General features: G+C 67.0%; 10 protein-coding genes and 1 pseudogene. 7 read left to right on the top strand and 4 right to left on the bottom strand.

The genetic code is table 11. From position 1 onward, the window contains the following. The first annotated feature begins 191 nt into the window (after positions 1-191). The 4 genes from fhuE (at position 192) to YH64_RS23820 (ending at position 6,784) form a co-directional block, all read left to right on the top strand. Positions 192-2,537, top strand: a complete 2,346-nt coding sequence (fhuE, locus tag YH64_RS23835; protein WP_370512774.1) for a ferric-rhodotorulic acid/ferric-coprogen receptor FhuE — start codon at positions 192-194, stop codon at positions 2,535-2,537. A 107-nt stretch (positions 2,538-2,644) separates the two neighbouring features. Continuing rightward, positions 2,645-3,154 (top strand): sigma-70 family RNA polymerase sigma factor, encoded by a 510-nt coding sequence (locus tag YH64_RS23830; protein ID WP_046806773.1) that lies wholly within the window; start codon positions 2,645-2,647, stop codon positions 3,152-3,154. Beyond that, a complete protein-coding gene (locus tag YH64_RS23825) occupies positions 3,151-4,170 on the top strand; it encodes a FecR domain-containing protein (RefSeq protein WP_255444702.1) in 1,020 nt (339 codons plus the stop codon). Before YH64_RS23830 ends, YH64_RS23825 begins: the two co-directional genes overlap by 4 nt. Before the next feature lie 118 nt (positions 4,171-4,288). Further along, positions 4,289-6,784, top strand: coding sequence for a TonB-dependent siderophore receptor (locus YH64_RS23820; protein WP_046806771.1), 2,496 nt, complete (start codon positions 4,289-4,291; stop codon positions 6,782-6,784). Between the two features lie 59 nt (positions 6,785-6,843). On the opposite strand, the gene YH64_RS23815 is transcribed toward YH64_RS23820, so the two are convergent. Continuing rightward, complete coding sequence (locus YH64_RS23815) at positions 6,844-8,493, bottom strand: ATP-binding protein (protein ID WP_255444701.1); 1,650 nt, start codon at positions 8,491-8,493, stop codon at positions 6,844-6,846. Positions 8,494-8,674: 181 nt separating this feature from the next. Between YH64_RS23815 and YH64_RS23810 the strand changes: the two genes are divergently transcribed. The 3 genes from YH64_RS23810 (at position 8,675) to YH64_RS23800 (ending at position 12,890) form a co-directional block, all read left to right on the top strand. Further along, positions 8,675-9,196: a sigma-70 family RNA polymerase sigma factor gene (locus YH64_RS23810; protein ID WP_046806770.1), complete on the top strand. Its 522-nt coding sequence runs from the start codon at positions 8,675-8,677 to the stop codon at positions 9,194-9,196. Continuing rightward, positions 9,193-10,287, top strand: a complete 1,095-nt coding sequence (locus YH64_RS23805; RefSeq protein WP_082134610.1) for a FecR domain-containing protein — start codon at positions 9,193-9,195, stop codon at positions 10,285-10,287. The genes YH64_RS23810 and YH64_RS23805 overlap by 4 nt, the downstream gene beginning before the upstream one ends. A 98-nt stretch (positions 10,288-10,385) precedes the next feature. Then, positions 10,386-12,890 carry a TonB-dependent receptor gene (locus tag YH64_RS23800; protein ID WP_046806768.1) on the top strand — a complete coding sequence of 835 codons (2,505 nt, stop codon included), beginning with the start codon at positions 10,386-10,388 and terminating at the stop codon, positions 12,888-12,890. A 96-nt stretch (positions 12,891-12,986) separates the two neighbouring features. Here the strand turns inward: YH64_RS23800 and YH64_RS23795 are convergent, their stop codons facing one another. From YH64_RS23795 to acnA, 3 genes and pseudogenes are all read right to left on the bottom strand, one after another. Beyond that, positions 12,987-14,042, bottom strand: a complete 1,056-nt coding sequence (locus YH64_RS23795; RefSeq protein WP_046806767.1) for a lactonase family protein — start codon at positions 14,040-14,042, stop codon at positions 12,987-12,989. A 50-nt stretch (positions 14,043-14,092) separates the two neighbouring features. Further along, entirely contained in the window at positions 14,093-15,004 is a 912-nt protein-coding gene (locus YH64_RS23790; protein WP_046806766.1) for a GntR family transcriptional regulator, read from the bottom strand. Next, positions 15,001-17,629: pseudogene (gene acnA, locus YH64_RS23785) on the bottom strand (aconitate hydratase AcnA). Before acnA ends, YH64_RS23790 begins: the two are co-directional and overlap by 4 nt. Between the last annotated feature and the right edge of the window lie 274 nt (positions 17,630-17,903).

Raw genomic sequence — 17,903 nt, 5'->3', positions numbered from 1 at the left:
GTTTATCTGCGTTTGAAACGTTCTACGAAGGAAGGCGTTGGGCCGAGCTTCATAGCCCGGCCCTTGCCACCCCCCTCGTCGAACCGAAACAGCAGGTAGTCGTGACCTTCTTCGCACACCGAAATTCATTGCCGGCATCGCGCCGCGCCCGCGCCACCCCGCGCTTCACGCCTTCTTCCTTGACGCTGGCCATGGGCCTGGCCCTGGGTGTGGCTTTGAGTCTGGCCGCCGCGCCCGGCGCGGTGCGCGCCCAGAACGCCGGCGTGTCGATCAACATCGGCGCCCAGCCGCTGGGCGATGCGCTGCTGCAATGGGCGGCGCAGACCAAGGTGCGCGTGTTCTACGCGCCCGACGTGGTGGCCGGCCTGTCCACCCGTGGTTTCTCCGGCAGCATGACACCCGAAGAAGCGCTGCGCGGTTTGCTGCAAGGTACGGGCGTGGTGTACCGCTGGCAGGGCGACAGCATCATCCTGACGCGTGATGGCGGCGTGGCCAGCCTGGCGCCCGTGACCGTGCTGGGCAATTCGGACCCGGCCGTAACCGAAGGCACGGGCTCCTACACCACGCCCGCATCCGCGGCGGCAACCGGGCTGACGCTGTCGCTGCGCGAAACGCCGCAGTCCGTCAGCGTGGTGACGCGCCAGCGCATCGACGACCAGAACCTGCGGTCGCTGGACGAAGTGATGGGCAACGTGGTCGGTGTGCAGGTGGTCAGCGAGGATTCCGACCGCACCGATTTCTGGTCGCGCGGGTTCTACATCGACAGCCTGCAATACGACGGCGTGCCCACCACTATCGGCCTGTCCATGTATGGCGAATCCGATAACGATTCCTTCATCTATGACCGCATTGAGGTTGTGCGCGGCGCCACCGGCCTGATGTCGGGCGCGGGCAATCCCGGCGCCTCCATCAACCTGGTGCGCAAGCACGCCAACAGCAAGACCTTTACCGGTTCGGTCAGCGCGGGCTTTGGCTCGTGGAACCAGTATCGCGGCACGCTGGATATGTCCACGCCGTTAAACGAAGCCGGCACGGTGCGCGCCCGCATGGTCGCCGTGTACCAGGGCCGCGATTCCTATATCGACCTGTACCACGCCAACAAGAAGGTGTTCTACGGCGTGATCGACGCCGACCTCACGCCCAACACCACCTTGAGCATCGGGGCCGACTATCAGGACAAGCGTCCGCGCGGCTCCACCTGGGGCAGCCTGCCCGTGGTGTTCAGCGACGGCACGGACACGAACTGGCGGCGCTCCAAGACCACGGCGGCCGACTGGACGTATTGGCACACCACCAACGAAACCATGTTCGCCACGCTGTCGCACCGCTTCCAGAACGACTGGGAAGTGCGCGCCGACTGGTCCCATCGCAAGAGCAAGTACGACGCCAAGCTGCTGTACCTGTATGGCGACCTGGACCGCGAAACCGGCACGGGCCTGCGCGCGTTGCCGGGCTACTGGAATTCGTACGCCGACCAGACCTCGCTGGATGTGCAGGCCAAGGGGCCGTTCACTTTGCTGGGCCGCAAGCACGAAGTGGTGGTGGGCGCCATGCGCAGCCGTTATGGCGAAGACTTCTATCGCTACGGATTTGAAAGCGCGTCGCTGGCCAGCACCGGCAACTTCTATCAATGGGACGGTTCATTCGCGCAGCCGACCTGGACGGACGCCACGTTGCGCGACACGGTCACGCATCAGCAGGGCGCGTACGCCGCGGCGCGCTGGTCGCTGACCGACCGCCTGACCGCCATCACGGGCGGCCGCTACGCCACGTGGGAATCCAAGTCCGACACGTGCGACCAGAAGGACTCGCAGTTCATTCCCTACGCGGGCGTGGTCTACGACATCAACGACACGTATTCCACCTACGTCAGCTACACCGACATCTTTCAGCCGCAGGATAACCGCGACCGCAACGGCAACTACCTGGACCCGGTGCAAGGCAAGAACTACGAAGTGGGCGTCAAGGGCGAATACCTGGACGGCCGCTTGAACACGTCGATTGCGCTGTTCAAGGTCAAGCAAAGCAAGCTGGCGGTGCTGGATGGCGACGCGCTGGTGCCGGGCTCGATGGACCAGGCCTACACCACGGCCGACGGCGTCACGACCAAGGGCGTGGAACTGGAAGTCAGTGGCCAGTTGGCGCCGGGCTGGAACGCCTACGCAGGCGGCACGTACTACACCAGCCGCGATGCCGAAGGGGTGTCCGTCAACACCGAACGGCCACGCGCCATGGCCAAGCTGTTCACCACGTACCGCTTGCCGGGCGACTGGAGCCGCCTGACCGTGGGCGGCGGCGTCAACTGGCAGATCTCGACCTATAGCCAGGTCAGCGCGGGCGACGATACCGTGACGGCCAAGCAGAAGGCCTACGCCATCTACAACCTGATGGCGCGCTACGACTTCAGCTCGGCCTTGTCGGCGCAGTTGAACGTGAACAACCTGTTCGACAAAAAATACTATATGGGCGGCGTCGCCAGCCAGGTGTATTACGGCGAACCCCGCAGCGTGTTCGTCAACCTGACCGCCAAGTTCTGATCGGGGGCCCCGGCAAATCCCGTCTTGAAAACGATTCAAAGATATTTATAATTGCGAATCATTTTCATTTTGTTTAGGATCTGGCGGCGACGCCGGGGCGCTCCGCCATGCCATCCTCTTCCTTCGCGGCCCACGCCGAAGTGCAATCGGTCTACCAGGCTCACCACCAGTGGTTGCGCAATGTGCTCCAGCGCAAGCTGGGCAATGCGTGCGACGCGGCGGATGTGGCGCACGATACGTTTGAACGCCTGATCCGCGCCAATGTGCGCGAACCCTTGTCCGAGCCGCGCGCCTATCTGCGCACCATCGCCACGCGCCTGGTCATCGGGCGTGCGCGCCGCGCCGCACTCGAAGCCGCCTATGCCGAATCCCTGGCGCTGCAACCCGTGGCGGTCGAACCGTCGGTGGAGCATCGTGCGCTGATCCTGGAAGCGCTGGAACAACTCTGCGAACTGCTGGACACGCTGCCCATGAACAGCCGCCGCATCTTCCTGATGGCGCAGGTGGATGGCTTGTCGTATGCCGAGATCGCGCAGCAATTGGGCCTGACGCCCAATGCCGTGCAAAAGTCGCTGGCGCGCGCATTGGTGCATTGCTACACGACGGTCTACGGATGAGCCGAGGCGTGATGGACGGCGCCAAGCTGCTGCGCCCGCACGCGCCCGAGGCCGGGCGTGTCGATCCCAAGGTCTTGCGGCAAGCGGCCGACTGGTGGACGCGGTTGCGCGAAGACGCCAGCGATGCCGACCGCGCGCGCTTCGAACAATGGCGGCGCGCGCAGCCCGCGCATGAACTGGCCTGGCAACGCTTGACCGCGTTGACGCGCGATGTGGCCTCGGGCGTGGCGCAGGCCGGCCATGATGTGGCCGCCCACACGCTGCGCCAGGCGCCCTTGATCCAGTCGCGCCGCAACGCCATTCGCTGGATGGTGACGGCGGCGGGGGTGGGGCTGGGCGCGTGGGCCATGGGCGAGGCCGGCACGGTGCGCCGGATAACGGCCGACCTTTCCACCGGCACCGGCGAACGCCGCGCGCTGACTTTGCCCGACGGCACGCGGCTGGAACTGAACACGGCCAGCGCGGTGGACCTGCGCTACACCGCGACCTTGCGCGAGGTCGTGCTGCACGAAGGCGAAATCCTGGTGACGACGGCGCAAGACGCAAAGGGCCGGCCGTTTCAGGTGCGCACGCGCAGCGGCATCCTCACGCCGGTCGGCACACGCTTTGTCGTGCGCGATCTGGACGATGGCCGCGCGCTGCGCGTGGCGGTGCTGCAAGGCGCGGTCGATGTGCGCAGCCTGAACGCCGCCGATGCGCCGCGTCGCGTGCAGGCGGGCAACCAGGCAGAATTTTCAACGGCGGGCGGCTATGCGCCGCGCCCGCTTGAAGCGGCGGCATCGGCCTGGACCCACGGCATGCTGATCGCCGACGAACTGCCGCTGGCGCAGTTCCTGCAAGAGCTTGGCCGCTATCGCCCGGGTCGGCTGGCCTGCTCGACCGAGGCGGCCGCGCTGCGCGTGGTTGGCGCGTTTCCGCTGGCCGACACCGAGCGCGTGCTGGACATGCTGCAAGACGTGCTGCCCGTGCGCGTGCGCCGCTATACCCGTTATTGGGTGTCGGTGGGCTTGGCATAGAAAGTTGTAACCGGAACGGCGTAACGCATCCTCCCGCGCGTCATGTAAGGAAAGCAGCCCCATCGCGCTCTCGCGCGGCACGCTGCGCCCGTCCTTCATGAGCCAGGAATCCCCCTTCATGTCTTCTCGTCCTGCCCGCGTGGCCACCGCCGCCCACTTGTCCACGCCGCGTCGCCAACGTTTGCCGCGCACTCGTCTCAGCGTTGCCCTGCATCTGGCGTTGCCCGCCATCGCGCTTGCGGCTCCGTGGCCATCCGCGGTGTATGCGCAGGACGCGCAGGACGCGTCGGCGTCGAAGCCGCGCACCGTGAACCTCAACATACCGGCCGGACCGTTAAGCACGGCGTTGGGCGCGTTTGGCGTGCAGGCGGGCGTGATGGTGGCCTCGGACCCGGCGCTGACCGCCAACGCCCGTACACGCGGCGTGTCTGGCACGCTTGCCGTGGACACGGCGTTGTCCGAACTGCTGGCGGGCACCGGTTTGCAGGCCGTGGGCCGCGCCGGCGGCGGCTACCGTCTGCAACCCGCGCCGGCCGCCGGGCAGGCGGCAACGCTGGCGCCCGTGACGGTGACGGGCAGCTACAACCCCACGACGGACGGCACGGGGTCGTACACCACGCCCGCCGTCACCATCGGCAAAACCACACAGGCGCTCAAGGACATTCCGCAGTCCATCACCGTGTTGACCCGCCAGCGCATGGACGACCAGGTGATGACCAGCCTGCCGGACGCCATCAACAACACAGCCGGCATGGTCGGCGTGCAAGGCGTGGGGGCGGGCGTGGCGATCAATTCGCGGGGCTTTCCGGTCGACCTGCTGCAATACGACGGTGTGTCCCTGCTGCGCAACAGCTACAGCCTGGGCAACTGGGAGCAGGACTCGCTGGTGTTCTACGACCGCGTGGAGATCCTGCGCGGCGCGGCCGGCCTGCTGCAAGGCGCGGGCAGCCCGGGCGGGGCGATCAACCTGGTGCGCAAGCGCGGCGACGCCGAGCCGTCGGTGGTGCTGTCCGGCAAGGCCGGCTCGTGGGACCACTACGGCCTGACGCTGGATGCGGGCGGGCCGCTGAACGCCGCGGGCACGCTGCGCGGCCGCGTGGTGGTGGACGAAGACCAAAGCCATTCGTATATCGACTACGTGTGGGACAAGACGCGCAACCTGTACGCCGCGTTGGACGTCGACGTGACCGAGGACACCACGGTCGGCATCGGCATCAGCAACCGCTACAGCCGCTCGCGTCCGATGATTGTGGGCTACCCGCGCTACCAGGACGGCGGCGCCATCGATCTGCCGCGTTCGACGTTCACGGGATCCACCTGGAACCGCGCCAAGAACGACCAGACGATCTTCAACGCCGACCTCACGCATCGCTTCAACGACGCCTGGCGTTTCAAGCTTGCCGGCGTGGCCATGAATGAAAAGAACACCACGGTGCACCAGCGCGTGGCCGACGCCGTGCAGCGCGACGGCAGTGGCTTGTCGTATGGCGATTTCGGCGTGGACTTCAACAGCAAGCAGCGCGGCGCGGACATGTCCATCAGCGGCAGCTTCAACGCGCTGGGCATGGAGCAGGAAGTGGTGCTGGGCGCCAACTATTCCAAGCTGACCACGAACGACCGCTTCACGCGGGTGTGGGAAGAGAACGGCAATATCTTCGACCTGGACCACCATCGCCCCTGGCAGGACATCGATTCGATCGCGGCGGCCAGCGGCTATGACTCGCGCAGCAGCTACGACATCCGCCAAAAGGGCATCTATGGCACCTGGCGCGTCAAGCCCACCGAGTCGCTGGCGCTGATCGGCGGCGGCCGCGTCGGCTGGTATGACTATTCCTACAGCGGCGGCGGCGGCACCACAACATCCAGCACATCCGGCAAATTCATCCCGTACGCCGGCATCGTCTATTCGCTGACGGATAACTGGTCCGCCTACACCAGCTACACCACGGTGTTCGAACCGCAGACGCAGCGCACGCAGGAAGGCAGCCTGCTCAAGCCCATCGAAGGCAACAACTACGAAGTCGGCATCAAGGGCGAACTGGCGGACGGCCGCATCAACACGCTGCTGGCGCTATTCCGCTACGACCACAAGAACCGCGCCGTCAACGATTACGCTGCCGGCTTCGCGTGCGACGGCTGGTACTGCTCGCGCGCGTCGGGCAAGGTGCGCAGTCAGGGCGTGGAAGCAGAGGTGTCGGGTGAAGTGCTGCGCGGGCTGGAGCTGTATGCGGGGTACACCTACAACACCACCAAGTACCTGGAAGACCCCGACAACAAGGGTCAGGTCTTCAACACGTGGACGCCCAAGCACATGCTGCGCCTGTGGGCCAACTACAAGCTGCCAGGCATGATGAACCGCCTGAGCGTGGGCGCGGGCGTCAACACGCAGACCGACACCGTCAGTTCGGACCGCGCCTTCAAGCTGGCCGGCTTCACCATCTGGAATGCGCGCGTGGGTTATCAGGCCACGCCGGAAATGAGCATCGGCCTGAACGTCAATAACGTGTTCGACAAGAAATACTACGTGCCGTCCTACAACACGTTGAATAGCAACAACTACTACGGCCAGCCGCGCAACGTCATGCTGACGTTCCGCTACGCGCCCAAGCTGTAAGGGAACCCGGTCAGGACTGGCGGCCGGCGATCCGGCGGCCGGCGCTCCGGCGGCCGGCGCTAGGCCCCCATCAATGCATGAACCTTGCGCGCCAGCTCATCCAGCGCAAAAGGTTTCGCCAGCGTGGGAGCGCCGGATTCGGCCAGCGTCTGTGAACCCGAACCGGTGATGAAAAGCACCTTCAGGCCGGGCCGCAACATTCGGCCGGCGTCCACCACCTGGCGCCCGTCCATGCGGCCGGGCAGGCCCAGGTCGCAAATCAGCAGATCGATCTGGCCCGGCGCCGATAGCGCGCGCAACGCGCTGGAACCGTCGTTGGCCTGGATCACGGCGTAGCCCAGTTCGGACAGCGTTTCCACGACCACGGCGCGCACCGAGACGTCGTCCTCGGCGACCAGCACGGTCGCGCCGGTGGAGGCGCGCGGCGGTTCCAGGCGCGCGGACATTTCGACGGGCGCCAGCGCCCCGTCAAAACGCGGGAAGTACAGGCTCATGGCCGTGCCTTGGCCCGGCCGCGAATTGACTTGCACCTGACCGCCGGATTGCCGCACGAAGCCATACAGCATCGACAGGCCCAGCCCCGTGCCCTGGCCGGGCGACTTGGTGGTGTAGAACGGTTCAAAAATGCGCTGCATGGTTTGCGGCGTCATGCCGCAGCCGGTGTCCGTGACCGTCAGGCGCAGGTAGTCGCCCATGGGCAGCCCGCGTTCGCGCGAGGTCTGCTCGGTCAGCGTGACCTTGGCCGTTTCGATGCCCAGCCGGCCTTGCCCTTCCATGGCGTCGCGCGCGTTCAGGCACAGGTTCAGCAGCGCGTTTTCAAACTGGTGCGGGTCAACCCAGGCGGCCCACAGCTTGGGCTCGCACGCCAGGTCCAGCGCGATGCCGGGGCCCACGCTGCGGCGGATCAAGTCTTCCATGCCGCGCACCAGGTGGTTCACATCCACCGCTTGCGGCGACAGGGGCTGGTTGCGCGAAAACACCAGCAGCCGGTGCGTCAGCGCGGCGGCCCGTTCGGTGCCACGCTGCGCCACTTCAATGTGGCGTTCAAGCTCGCCCAACCGTTGCTGCGCCAGCCGCAGGCTGATCAGCTCCAGGCTGCCCGCGATGCCCATCAGCAAATTGTTGAAATCGTGCGCCAGTCCGCCGGCCAGTTGGCCCACGGCTTCCATCTTCTGGCTTTGGCGCAAGGTGTCTTCAGCTTGCCGCAGGGCTTCGGCCTGCGCGCGTTCGGCCTGTACCCGCGACGTGGTTTCGATCACGGTGTCGATCATGCCGACCACCGCGCCGGTTTCGTCGCGAACGGGGCTGTAGCAGAAGGTGAAGGCGGCTTCCTCGGCCTGGTCGAATCGTTCGATGACCAGCGGGTAATCTTCGATAAAGGTGGCTTCGCCGGCGAAGGCGCGGTCGGCAATGGGGCCGATCATGGCCCAGGCTTCGCTCCAGACATCGCTGAACGAGCGGCCCAGCGCCTCGGGCTTGGCGCCCAGGATGGGCCGGAACGCGTCGTTGTAGATGGTGATGAGTTCCCGGCCCCAGACCAGGCATGACGGAAAGCGGGACGACAGCACCATGCCCGCCGCCACACGCAGCGCCGTGGGCCATTCGCTGATGGGGCCAAGCGGCGTGGCGGCCCAATCGAAGTCAGCCACCTTCCTGCCCATCTCGCCGCCGCCGGCAAGAAAAGAGGGGAACGTCGGAAGGTTCTGCATGGTGGTATTGGCGAGAGAACGGGTGCTTGATTCTATCTGACGGCATGGGTGAAGTTAAGCCGCGCGCCTTGCTCAATATCAAAGTTCGCGCACCCCATTTCCGGTAGTCGCGTGCGCGGTACAACGGCGATTGATATAAAATAAAAATCGTTCCCATTTGCGATATCGCATCAGGTGCGCCTTGCCTGCTTCCCATTTATCCACCTTTGACAACGTCACGAAGCTCTATCGTGATCATCACGGCTGGCTGTCAATGTGGCTGCGCAAAAAGCTCGGCAATTCCTTTGACGCGGCCGATCTGGCGCACGACACCTTTGTGCGCTTGATGTCGGGGCGCCGCCATGACGGCGCCGGTCCCGAGCCGCGCGCGCTGTTGACGCACATTGCCAAGGGCCTGGTCGTGGACCACTGGCGCCGCCGCGCGATCGAGGACGCCTACCTGGCCGTGGTGGCGCAACTGCCCCCGCGCGAGGCGCCATCGCCGGAGCAGAGCGCGCAGATCCTTGAAACGCTGCACGCCATCGACACCACGCTACGCACCTTGCCGGTCAAGACCCGCGAGGTTTTTTTGTTGTCGCAATTCGATGGCATGACGTATGCCGACATCGCCACGCGCGAGCGCGTGTCGCTGGCCACCGTCAAACGCCACATGCAGCGCGCGCTGACGGCCTGCCTGATCGCCTTTGCCGGGCACGCGCCATGAGCGGCGTCGTGGGCGGCAACACGGGAAGCAACACGGGCGGCAACGCGGGAGGCAACACGGGCGGCAACGCACGCGGCAACGCAGGCGGCAACACGGGCGGCGCCATCGATCCCGCCATCCTGCAAGAAGCCGCCGGCTGGCTGGTGCGCTTGCAGTCCGAAACCCTGTCCGCCGCTGACCGCGCCGCCTTTGATCGGTGGCGCGACCGCAGCGCATCGCATCGCGCGGCCTGGGCGCGGGTGGAGGACATGTTGCGCGGTTTCGGCCAGGTGCCGCCCGCCATTGGCAGCCACACGCTGCGCCGACTGGACCGGCCCGGCCGACGCCAGGCGATACGCGCGCTGGGCGCGCTGCTGGTGCTGGGCCCGGCTGCCGTGGCCGGTTGGCGCGGCCTGCCCTGGCGCGGTCTGTCCTGGCGCGAATGGGTGGCCGATGCGCGCACCGCCACGGGCGAACGCCGCCGGCTGGACCTGGCCGACGGGACGCAACTGGTGTTGAACACGGCCACCGCCGTCGACATCCAGTACACGGCCGATGAGCGCGTGCTGTGGCTGCGCGCCGGCGAAATCCTGCTGACCACCGGGCGCGATCCGTCGCCCGTGTACCGCCCTTTTATCGTGCGCACGGCGCAGGGGACGATACGCGCGCTGGGCACGCGCTTCATGGTGCGCGATGACGGCGCGGGCATACGCGTGGCGGTGTTCGATGGCTCGGTGCGGATACAGCCGCAAGGTCGCGGCGGGCATTCGGAGCCGGCTTCGATGCTTTTGCACGCGGGGCAGCAAACCGTGTTCACTGCCGACGACGTGGCGCCCGCGTCCGCCGCCGATACCGCGTCCGCCTCTTGGGAACGGGGCATGTTGACGGTGCGCGACTGGCGCCTGGCCGATCTGGTGGACGAACTGGGCCGGTACCGGCGCGGCGTGTTGCGTTGCGATCCGGCCGTGGCGGGGCTGCGAGTATCGGGCGCCTTTTCCTTGGCCGATACCGACGGCAGCCTGCGCCTGCTGGAAAAAACCCTGCCGGTGCGCATCAGCCGCGTCACGCCGTTCTGGATCACGGTGGCCGGCCGCCCCGACGTTACAAACTAATTGCGTTTTGGCTGAGCCTTTTTTTCGCTTCGTCCGGTGTACCGGGTGAATCGTCGCGACACGCGAGCGCCACCCCGTCCCTTACGAAGGATCGTTTCATGGTTTTCCGAAATACCCGTACGCCGCGCCTGCCCCGTGGCATCGCCACCCCGTCGTCCTGGGCGACGATGAGGCAAACCACCGGTACGGGCCTGATGCTGCTGGCCGTGGCGGGCGCGCCAGTGGCCGCCACGGCAGCGCCGGAGGCAAGCGCCGCTGCGTCGGGCGCCGCCGCGCCTTCCGCAGCCGCTCCGGCGCTGCGCCAGTCTTACGCCATTGGCGCCGGTCCGCTGGGCGACGTGCTGGCGCAGTACGCGGCGGCGGCGGGCGTGCCGCTGTCGTTTGACTCGACCTTGCTGGCCGGACAGCAAAGCCGCGGCATCGTGGGCGCCTACACCGTGCGCGAAGGCTTTGCGCGCTTGCTGGACGGGTCCGGCTATACCGTGGCCGAGCAGGGCGCGGGCGCCTATTCGCTGCGCAAGCTGCCGGCCGGCGACGCCGGCGCGGCGACGCTGCTGCCCAGCATCACCGTGGCCGGATCGGGCGTGACCCCGTCGGCCCTGCCGCCCGAGTTCGCGGGCGGCCAGGTGGCACGCGGCGCGCGCATGGGCCTGCTGGGCAATCGCGACGTCATGGACACGCCGTTCAACGTCACCAGCTACACCTCTGAAATGTTGACCAACCGCCAGTCCGTCACGCTGGCCGACGCGCTGAACGCCGAGCCCTCGGTACGCTTTACCGGGCAGATCGGCGGCGTGACCGATTCTTTTTATATCCGCGGCTTTCCCATCGGCGAAGGCAACCTGGGCGAAATCGCGTTCGACGGCGTGTACGGCGTGGCCCCCAACTATCACGTCTTCACCGACTACATCGAACGCGTCGAAGTGTTGAAAGGCCCGGCCGCGCTGCTGTACGGCATGTCGCCCAATAGCGGCGTGGGGGGCGTGATCAACATGGTGCCCAAGCGCTCGTTGCCGCAGGACCTGACGCGCCTGTCGGCCGACTACGTTGGCGATTCGCAGTTTGGCGGCCGCGTGGACCTGAGCCGCCGCTTCGGCAATGACGGCGAATGGGGCGTGCGTGTCAACGGCATGCATCGCCAGGGCGACACGCCGCTGGACAACCTGTCATCGCGCACCGACATCGGCGCCTTGTCGCTGGACTATCAGGGCGAACGCCTGCGCGCCTCGCTGGACCTGTTGACCCAACATGAAAAAGTCGACGCGCCCACGCGCCCGTTCCTGGTGGCTTCCGGCATCGACGTGCCGCATGCCGCCGATGGCCGCCGCAACGCCACGCAGCCCTGGGGCTGGTGGAAGTCCGATGGCCAATCCGCGCTGCTGCGAGTGGAATACGACATCAGCGACCGCCTGACCGTGTTCGCCGATGCGGGCGGATCGGACACCGACGTGTCGCGCCTGTCCGACCAGACGCCCACCATCGTCAACAGCGCGGGCGACACGCTGGTCACGCCCAACAACTTCCGTTTCAAGGTTGAACGCAGCACCTATAACGCGGGCCTGCGCGCCAAGCTGGACACCGGGCCGGTGCGCCACGCCATCAGCTTCATGGGCAGCCTGTACAGCGACCGCAACCTTCAGGCCAGCGTGTCGGGCACCCCGCTGACGTCCAACATCTATCACCCCATCACACGCCCCGAGCAGAACATACCCGCGCCGCGCAACGTGCCCAAGGTGTCCTCGTCGGACCTGACCGGGCTGGCTCTGGCCGACACGATGAGCATCCTGGACGAGCGCGCGCAGTTGACGCTGGGCGTGCGCCAGCAGCGCATCGAATCGCGCAACTTCAACGCCACGACCGGCGTGCGCACCGTCAGCTATGACGAAAGCGCCACCACGCCGCTGGCGGGCCTGGTCGTGAAACCGTGGAGCAACGTGTCGCTGTATGCCAACTACATTGAAGGCTTGAGCAAAGGCGACGTGGCGCCGGCCACTGCGTCCAACGCCGGGCAGGTGTTCAAGCCCTACAAGGCCAAGCAAAAGGAAGTGGGCGTAAAGGTGGAGCTGGACAACGCGATGCTGACCTTGAGCGCGTTTGAAATCACCAAGCCCAGCGGCCAGTTGACCAACGGCGTGTACGGCGCGGACAGCGAACAACGCAATCGCGGACTGGAGCTGGGCCTGTCCGGCGAACCGCTGCGCGGCTTGCGCCTGTTGGGCGGGGTGACCTGGCTGGACGCCGAGCTGACGCGCACCAACAGCGCCGCCACGGTCGGCAACCGGCCGGTGGGCGTGCCGACATTCTCGGCCAACCTGGGCGCGGAATGGGACACGCCGTGGGTCGCCGGGCTGACGCTGACCGGCGGCATGGTCTATACCGGGCGCGAATACATCAATCAGGCCAACACGCAGTCAGTGCCGTCGTGGACCACGTTCGACGTGGGCGCGCGTTACGCGATGCGCGTGCAGGGCAAGGACGTGACGTTGCGCGCCAATGTGGTCAACGTGACCAACCGCGCGTACTGGTCCGGCGTGGCGTCCTATGGCACGATTTCGCAAGGCGTGCCGCGCACGCTGATGCTGTCGGCGTCGATGGATTTCTGATCGGCGTGTCCACAGATCGGCGGGCCCACAGTAAGGCCCATGCGCGGAGCAGGCGCGTTCCTGCCCGCGCATGCCGGCTGCTGCTGGCCTCAAGCCTCAAGCCCGGCTGCGCGCGAACACCATGCACACCGGGCTGCCCACGCGCACTTCGTAGCCGTCGTGCGCCAGCGTGCCGTCATGCGCGTTGACGCGCATGCGCACCAGCGTGTCGCTGTCTTCGTTCAGCACGAAGCAGAAGCGGCCGTCGGGCGATAGCGTAAAGAAGCGGGGCGTCTTGCCGCCGGACGGCACGTGCTGCACGGGCGTCAGGCGGCCACTGGACGGGTCCACCCGAAACACGGCGATGCTGTCGTCGCCCCGGTTGGACACGTACAGGTGGCGGCCGTGGGCGTCCACGGCAATGCCGGCGGCGCGGCTGTTGCCGGTACAGGTGTCTGGCAATGACGGCAGCACCTGAAAGGGCTGCAACGCGCCTGCCGTGACCGTGTAGGCGGCCACGGTGTTGTCCAGCTCGTTCACCACATACAGCCAGCGACCGGTGGGATGAAACGCGGCATGCCGCGGGCCGGCGCCTTCGCGCGTATCGGCCACGCTGTGGGGCGCATCGCCCGCGCCGTGTTGGTCCAGCGCGAAGACGAACACGCGATCCAGCCCCTTGTCGGGCACGGCAACGAAGTGTCCCGACGGATCGACCACGTTGTAGTGCGGCTTGGCAAAGGGCTGCTCTTTGCGGTGCGGGCCGGGCTGGCCGGGCATGGAGATGCGTTGCGCCACCGGACCCAGGGCGCCGTCATCCGCCACGGGCAACACGGCCAGCGTGCCGCTCAGGTGGTTGGACACCATCAGGAAGCGGCCCGACGGCGCCAGCGCCAGGTGCACGGGGTTGCGGCCCTGGCAGTCCTGCTGGTGCCAGGGGGTCAGCGCGCCTTGATGCGGGTCGCGATGCAGCGCGCTGACTTCGTGGCTGTCGCCGTGCACGGTGTAGAGCACGGGCAGCGCGGGATGCGGCAGCAGATAAGAGGGGTTCAGCAGTCCCCCCACTACCTGTGTCAACGTCAAGGCGCCGGTGTCGCGGGCGTAGTCAAAGACGCTGATGCCATCGCCGCGGGCATTGCGTTCGCGCGTGGTGCGCGAGCCGATATAGACGTGCATGGGCTTGCCTTCTTTACAAAAAAACAGGCGGCCGGGCACGTCATCGCGCGTCAGGCCGGGGAAGTCAGGATGCCGCTGATGCGCGACAGGTTGTCCAGCGTGCTGCGCAGGTGGCTGGACAGCGCGGCGGCGGCTTCATCGTTGCGCTCGCGTTCCAGCAAATCAAGTATGGCCAGGTGCTGATCGCAGTGCTGTTGGTAGCGGCTGCGGTCCTGCATGGACCGGTACGACAGCAAGCGGCGCACGCGGTTCACGCGCTTGATGGTGTCGATAAAGAACGGGTTGCCCGAGGCTTCAACCAGCGATTCATGAAAGCGCACGCCGCGCTCGTGCAGCTGGTCGGCCGTGTCGGTGGCGATGCCGCCGTCCAGCAGGTGTTTCTCGGCGGCGCGGCAGCGTTCGATGACACTTTTTTCGATACGGAACGTGGGCTCCAGCAACGCGGCCGGTTCCAGCGCAAGACGCAAGCGGTACGACTGCAACAGGCTGTCCGGCGTGGTCATCATGGACGAGAATTCCCAGCCATAGCCGGGCCGGCGCTGCGCCCAGCCTTCTTGCGACACGCGCGCCAGCAACGCCTGCGTTTGCGCGTTGGTCAGCGCATAGCGCACCCGCAACTGCGCTTCGCTGCATTGCATGGGCAACTGGCCACGCAACAGGTCATCGGCCAGCTTGAAATAGCTTTGCGTGACGATGTCGTTAGCCGAGGGCGGCGCCAGTTCGGCCAGATGGTCCGGGTCGTCGGGCAGGGCGTCGAAGTCCTGCTGCAAGAAGTAACCACGGTTGGGTTTGCGCGCCACGATGCCGTGGCGCTCCAGCACGCCCAGCGCGTCGTTGACGGGCGAACGCGACAGGCGCAGCCGGTCGGCCAGCTTTTGCGCGGTCAGGTGCGCGCCGCCCGGCAGGCGGTCTTGCCGGATGACTTCAAGAATTTTGGTGACGGTATTGGTTTGCGCGCTCATGGGGTCGTGGCGGGTCGGAGTGTGTCCGCTAGGATAGCGGGAATGACGCCGCCCATCCGCAACAAACGCACGTCCAACTGGGTCTCGACGGCCGCCGTGGCGTGCAACGCTTGCACGGCGCCATTGGCGCGCAAGATGCGCACCAGCACCGACAGGCGCGGGGCCAGCCTGGCGGCCGGCGCATCGATTTCAATCCGGTCGCCGGACTGCATGGCCAGCGTGTCCGGCGTCACCCCGTCCGGCAAGCCGCAGCGGCAGGATGCCCATGCCGATCAGGTTGGACCGGTGGATGCGTTCAAAACTCACGGCCAGCACGGCGCGGATGCCCAGCAGCCGCTGGCCCTTGGCGGCCCAGTCGCGCGATGAGCCCGTGCCAAAGCGCGCGCCGGCCAACAGCACCACGGGCTGCCCGTCCTGGCGGTAGTGTTCGGCCGCTTCCCAGATGGGTTCGACGCGCCCGCTGGGCGCGTGGCGCGTGTGGCCGACGGGGGCATCCGGGCATAGCCGGTTGACCAGGCTTTTGCTGTAGAACGCCGCGCGCATCATCACTTCCCAATTGCCCCGGCGCGAGGCGAACACGTTCAGGTCGTGGCGGTTGTCGCCGCGCGCCACCAGGAAGTCGGCCACCAGGCTGTCGGGCGGGATGGCACTGGCGGGCGACAGGTGGTCGGTGGTGATGTCGTCGCCCAGCACCAGCAGCGGGTGGGCGACGTAGTGGCCCAACTGCCCGGCCTGTTCGGTTGCGGCAAAGGGCGGGCGGCGCAGCGCGGTCGACGCGGGGTCCCACGGAAAACGCGCCGTGTCCGGCGATTGCAGCGCCTGCCACGCCGGGTTGGCGCTGGCGATCTTGAACGCGGCGCGGTAGTCGTCCGGCTGCAAACCCCGCGCCATCGCGGCGTCGATGTCGGCATCGCTGGGCCAAAGCTCGTGCAAGGGCACGGGGCGCCCGTCCGCTGCGGTCTGTACGGGCTCTTGCGACAGGTCGCGTTCGGCATCGCCGGCCAGCGCAAAGGCAATGACCAGCGGTGGCGACATCAGGAAGCCCAGGTCCAGGTCCGGGTGGATGCGGCCGGTGAAGTTGCGATTGCCCGACAGCACGGCAACGGGGTGGACCGCGCCGACGGCCATGGCGTCGCGCACCGGGCCGGGCAGCGACCCGGAATTGCCGATGCAGGTGGTGCAGCCATACCCCACGATGTCAAAACCCACCGCCGCCAGATCGTCCAGCAGGCCGGCGCGCGCCAGGTAGTCGGCGGCGGCGGGCGAGCCCGGGCCCAGCGACGTCTTCACCCAGGCCGGCACGCGCAGGCCGGCCTGGCGCGCCTTGCGGGCCAGCAGCCCGGCCGCCATCAACAGGCGCGGGTCGGACGTGTTGGTGCAACTGGTGATGGCCGCGATGGCGACCGGGTAGCGCGGCAAGCCGCCCACGGCGGGCGCCGCGGGCTGGAAATTCAGCGCGGCCAGGATGGGCTTGGTGTGGCCGTAAGGGTGCAGGTCCTGCGGCCGCTTCGGGCCGGCCACGTGCATGCCGACCTGGTCCAGCGCGATCTCGATCACGCGCGTGTAGCGCGGACTGGCGTGCGGGTCCAGCGCGATGCCGGCGTGTTCGGCGTAGGCGGCCACGCGCGCGATGTGGGCCTCGGTGCGGCCGGTCTGGCGCAGGTAGTCCAGCGTGGCGGCATCGATGGGAAAGTAGCCGGTGGTGGCGCCGTATTCGGGCGCCATGTTGGCCACCACGCAGCGGCTGCCCGCCGACAGGCCGCTGACGCCCGGGCCGAAGAATTCCACGAATTCGCCCGACACCTCGATGGCGCGCAGCCGTTGCGTTACGGTCAGGGCCAGATCGGTGGCGGTAACGCCGGGGGCCAGCGCGCCGGTCAGGCGCACGCCGATCACATCGGGAATGCGCAGCAATGTCGGCATGCCGAACATCACTGTCTGCGCCTCCAGCCCGCCCACGCCCCAGCCCAGCACGCCGATGCCGTTGATCATGGGCGTGTGGCTGTCGGTGCCGATCATCATGTCCGGAAACAGCAGGCCGTCATCGCCCTGGCAGACCACGGTGGCCAGCTGTTCCAGGTTGATGGTGTGCATGATGCCGGTGCCCGGCGGGTGGATGCGCACGTTGGACAAGGCCTTGGACGCCCAGCGCAGAAAGCGGTAGCGCTCGGCGTTGCGGCGCAATTCCAGGTCCAGGTTCAGCGCGGCGGCGTCCGCCCGCGCATAGGCCTCGACGGCCAGCGAATGGTCCACCGACACGTCCACGGGCAGCACGGGGTTGAGCACGGCGGGGTCGGTGCCGGCTTCGGCCAAGGCGTCGCGCATGGCGGCGATGTCGACCAGCGCGGGGGTGCTGGTGGTGTCGTGCATCAGTACGCGGCCGGGCTGAAAGGCAATCTCGGCATCGCTGGTGCCCTGGTCCAGCCAGCGCAGCAGGGCGGACACGGCGGCGTCGCGTTCGTTGCCCTGCATGTTGCGCAGCGCGTTTTCCAGCAGCAGGCGCAGCACCACGGGCAAGCGCCAGTAATCCGCGCCGACCATCGCGGGCAGGTCCAGGCAGGTGTGCGCGACGCCGTTCAGCGTGAAGCGAACGTGGCGCGGCGGCAAGGCATTGGTGTTTTCCATAGCTGCAAGTTTTGCATATTGCACATATAAAATGCAATTAAGTAAAAACCCGGCCGTCGTTTCGAACAGGCCGAAACGGCCGAACGCCCAGCAAGCGGAAGGCCAAACAGGAGACTTGCCATGCCCCCGATCCGACTGCCCGCCGCCGCGACGGCGCGCGCCCTGCCATTGCGGCTGCCTTTGCATCTGCCATTGCGTCTGCCATTGCGTCTGCCATTGCGTCTGCCTTTGAGGCTGACTTTGCGGACGGCTTTACGGGCAGCTTTACGGACGG

Origin of the sequence: Achromobacter sp. LC458 (genome assembly GCF_001005835.2) — a bacterium.
Classification (GTDB): domain Bacteria; phylum Pseudomonadota; class Gammaproteobacteria; order Burkholderiales; family Burkholderiaceae_B; genus Achromobacter; species Achromobacter spanius_B.
Note: the sequence above shows the minus strand (reverse complement) of the source record. Positions and strands in the feature narration are given on the sequence as shown.

Excerpts from the sequence above, each read along its gene's own strand:
- YH64_RS23795 (WP_046806767.1), bottom strand. The coding sequence starts at position 14,042 with ATGCACGTCTATATCGGCTCGCGCACCACGCGCGAACGCAATGCCCGC.
- YH64_RS23790 (WP_046806766.1), bottom strand. The coding sequence starts at position 15,004 with ATGAGCGCGCAAACCAATACCGTCACCAAAATTCTTGAAGTCATCCGG.
- YH64_RS23815 (WP_255444701.1), bottom strand. The coding sequence starts at position 8,493 with ATGCAGAACCTTCCGACGTTCCCCTCTTTTCTTGCCGGCGGCGGCGAG.
- YH64_RS23830 (WP_046806773.1), top strand. The coding sequence starts at position 2,645 with ATGCCATCCTCTTCCTTCGCGGCCCACGCCGAAGTGCAATCGGTCTAC.
- YH64_RS23820 (WP_046806771.1), top strand. The coding sequence starts at position 4,289 with ATGTCTTCTCGTCCTGCCCGCGTGGCCACCGCCGCCCACTTGTCCACG.
- fhuE (WP_370512774.1), top strand. The coding sequence starts at position 192 with ATGGGCCTGGCCCTGGGTGTGGCTTTGAGTCTGGCCGCCGCGCCCGGC.
- YH64_RS23825 (WP_255444702.1), top strand. The coding sequence starts at position 3,151 with ATGAGCCGAGGCGTGATGGACGGCGCCAAGCTGCTGCGCCCGCACGCG.
- YH64_RS23800 (WP_046806768.1), top strand. The coding sequence starts at position 10,386 with ATGGTTTTCCGAAATACCCGTACGCCGCGCCTGCCCCGTGGCATCGCC.
- YH64_RS23805 (WP_082134610.1), top strand. The coding sequence starts at position 9,193 with ATGAGCGGCGTCGTGGGCGGCAACACGGGAAGCAACACGGGCGGCAAC.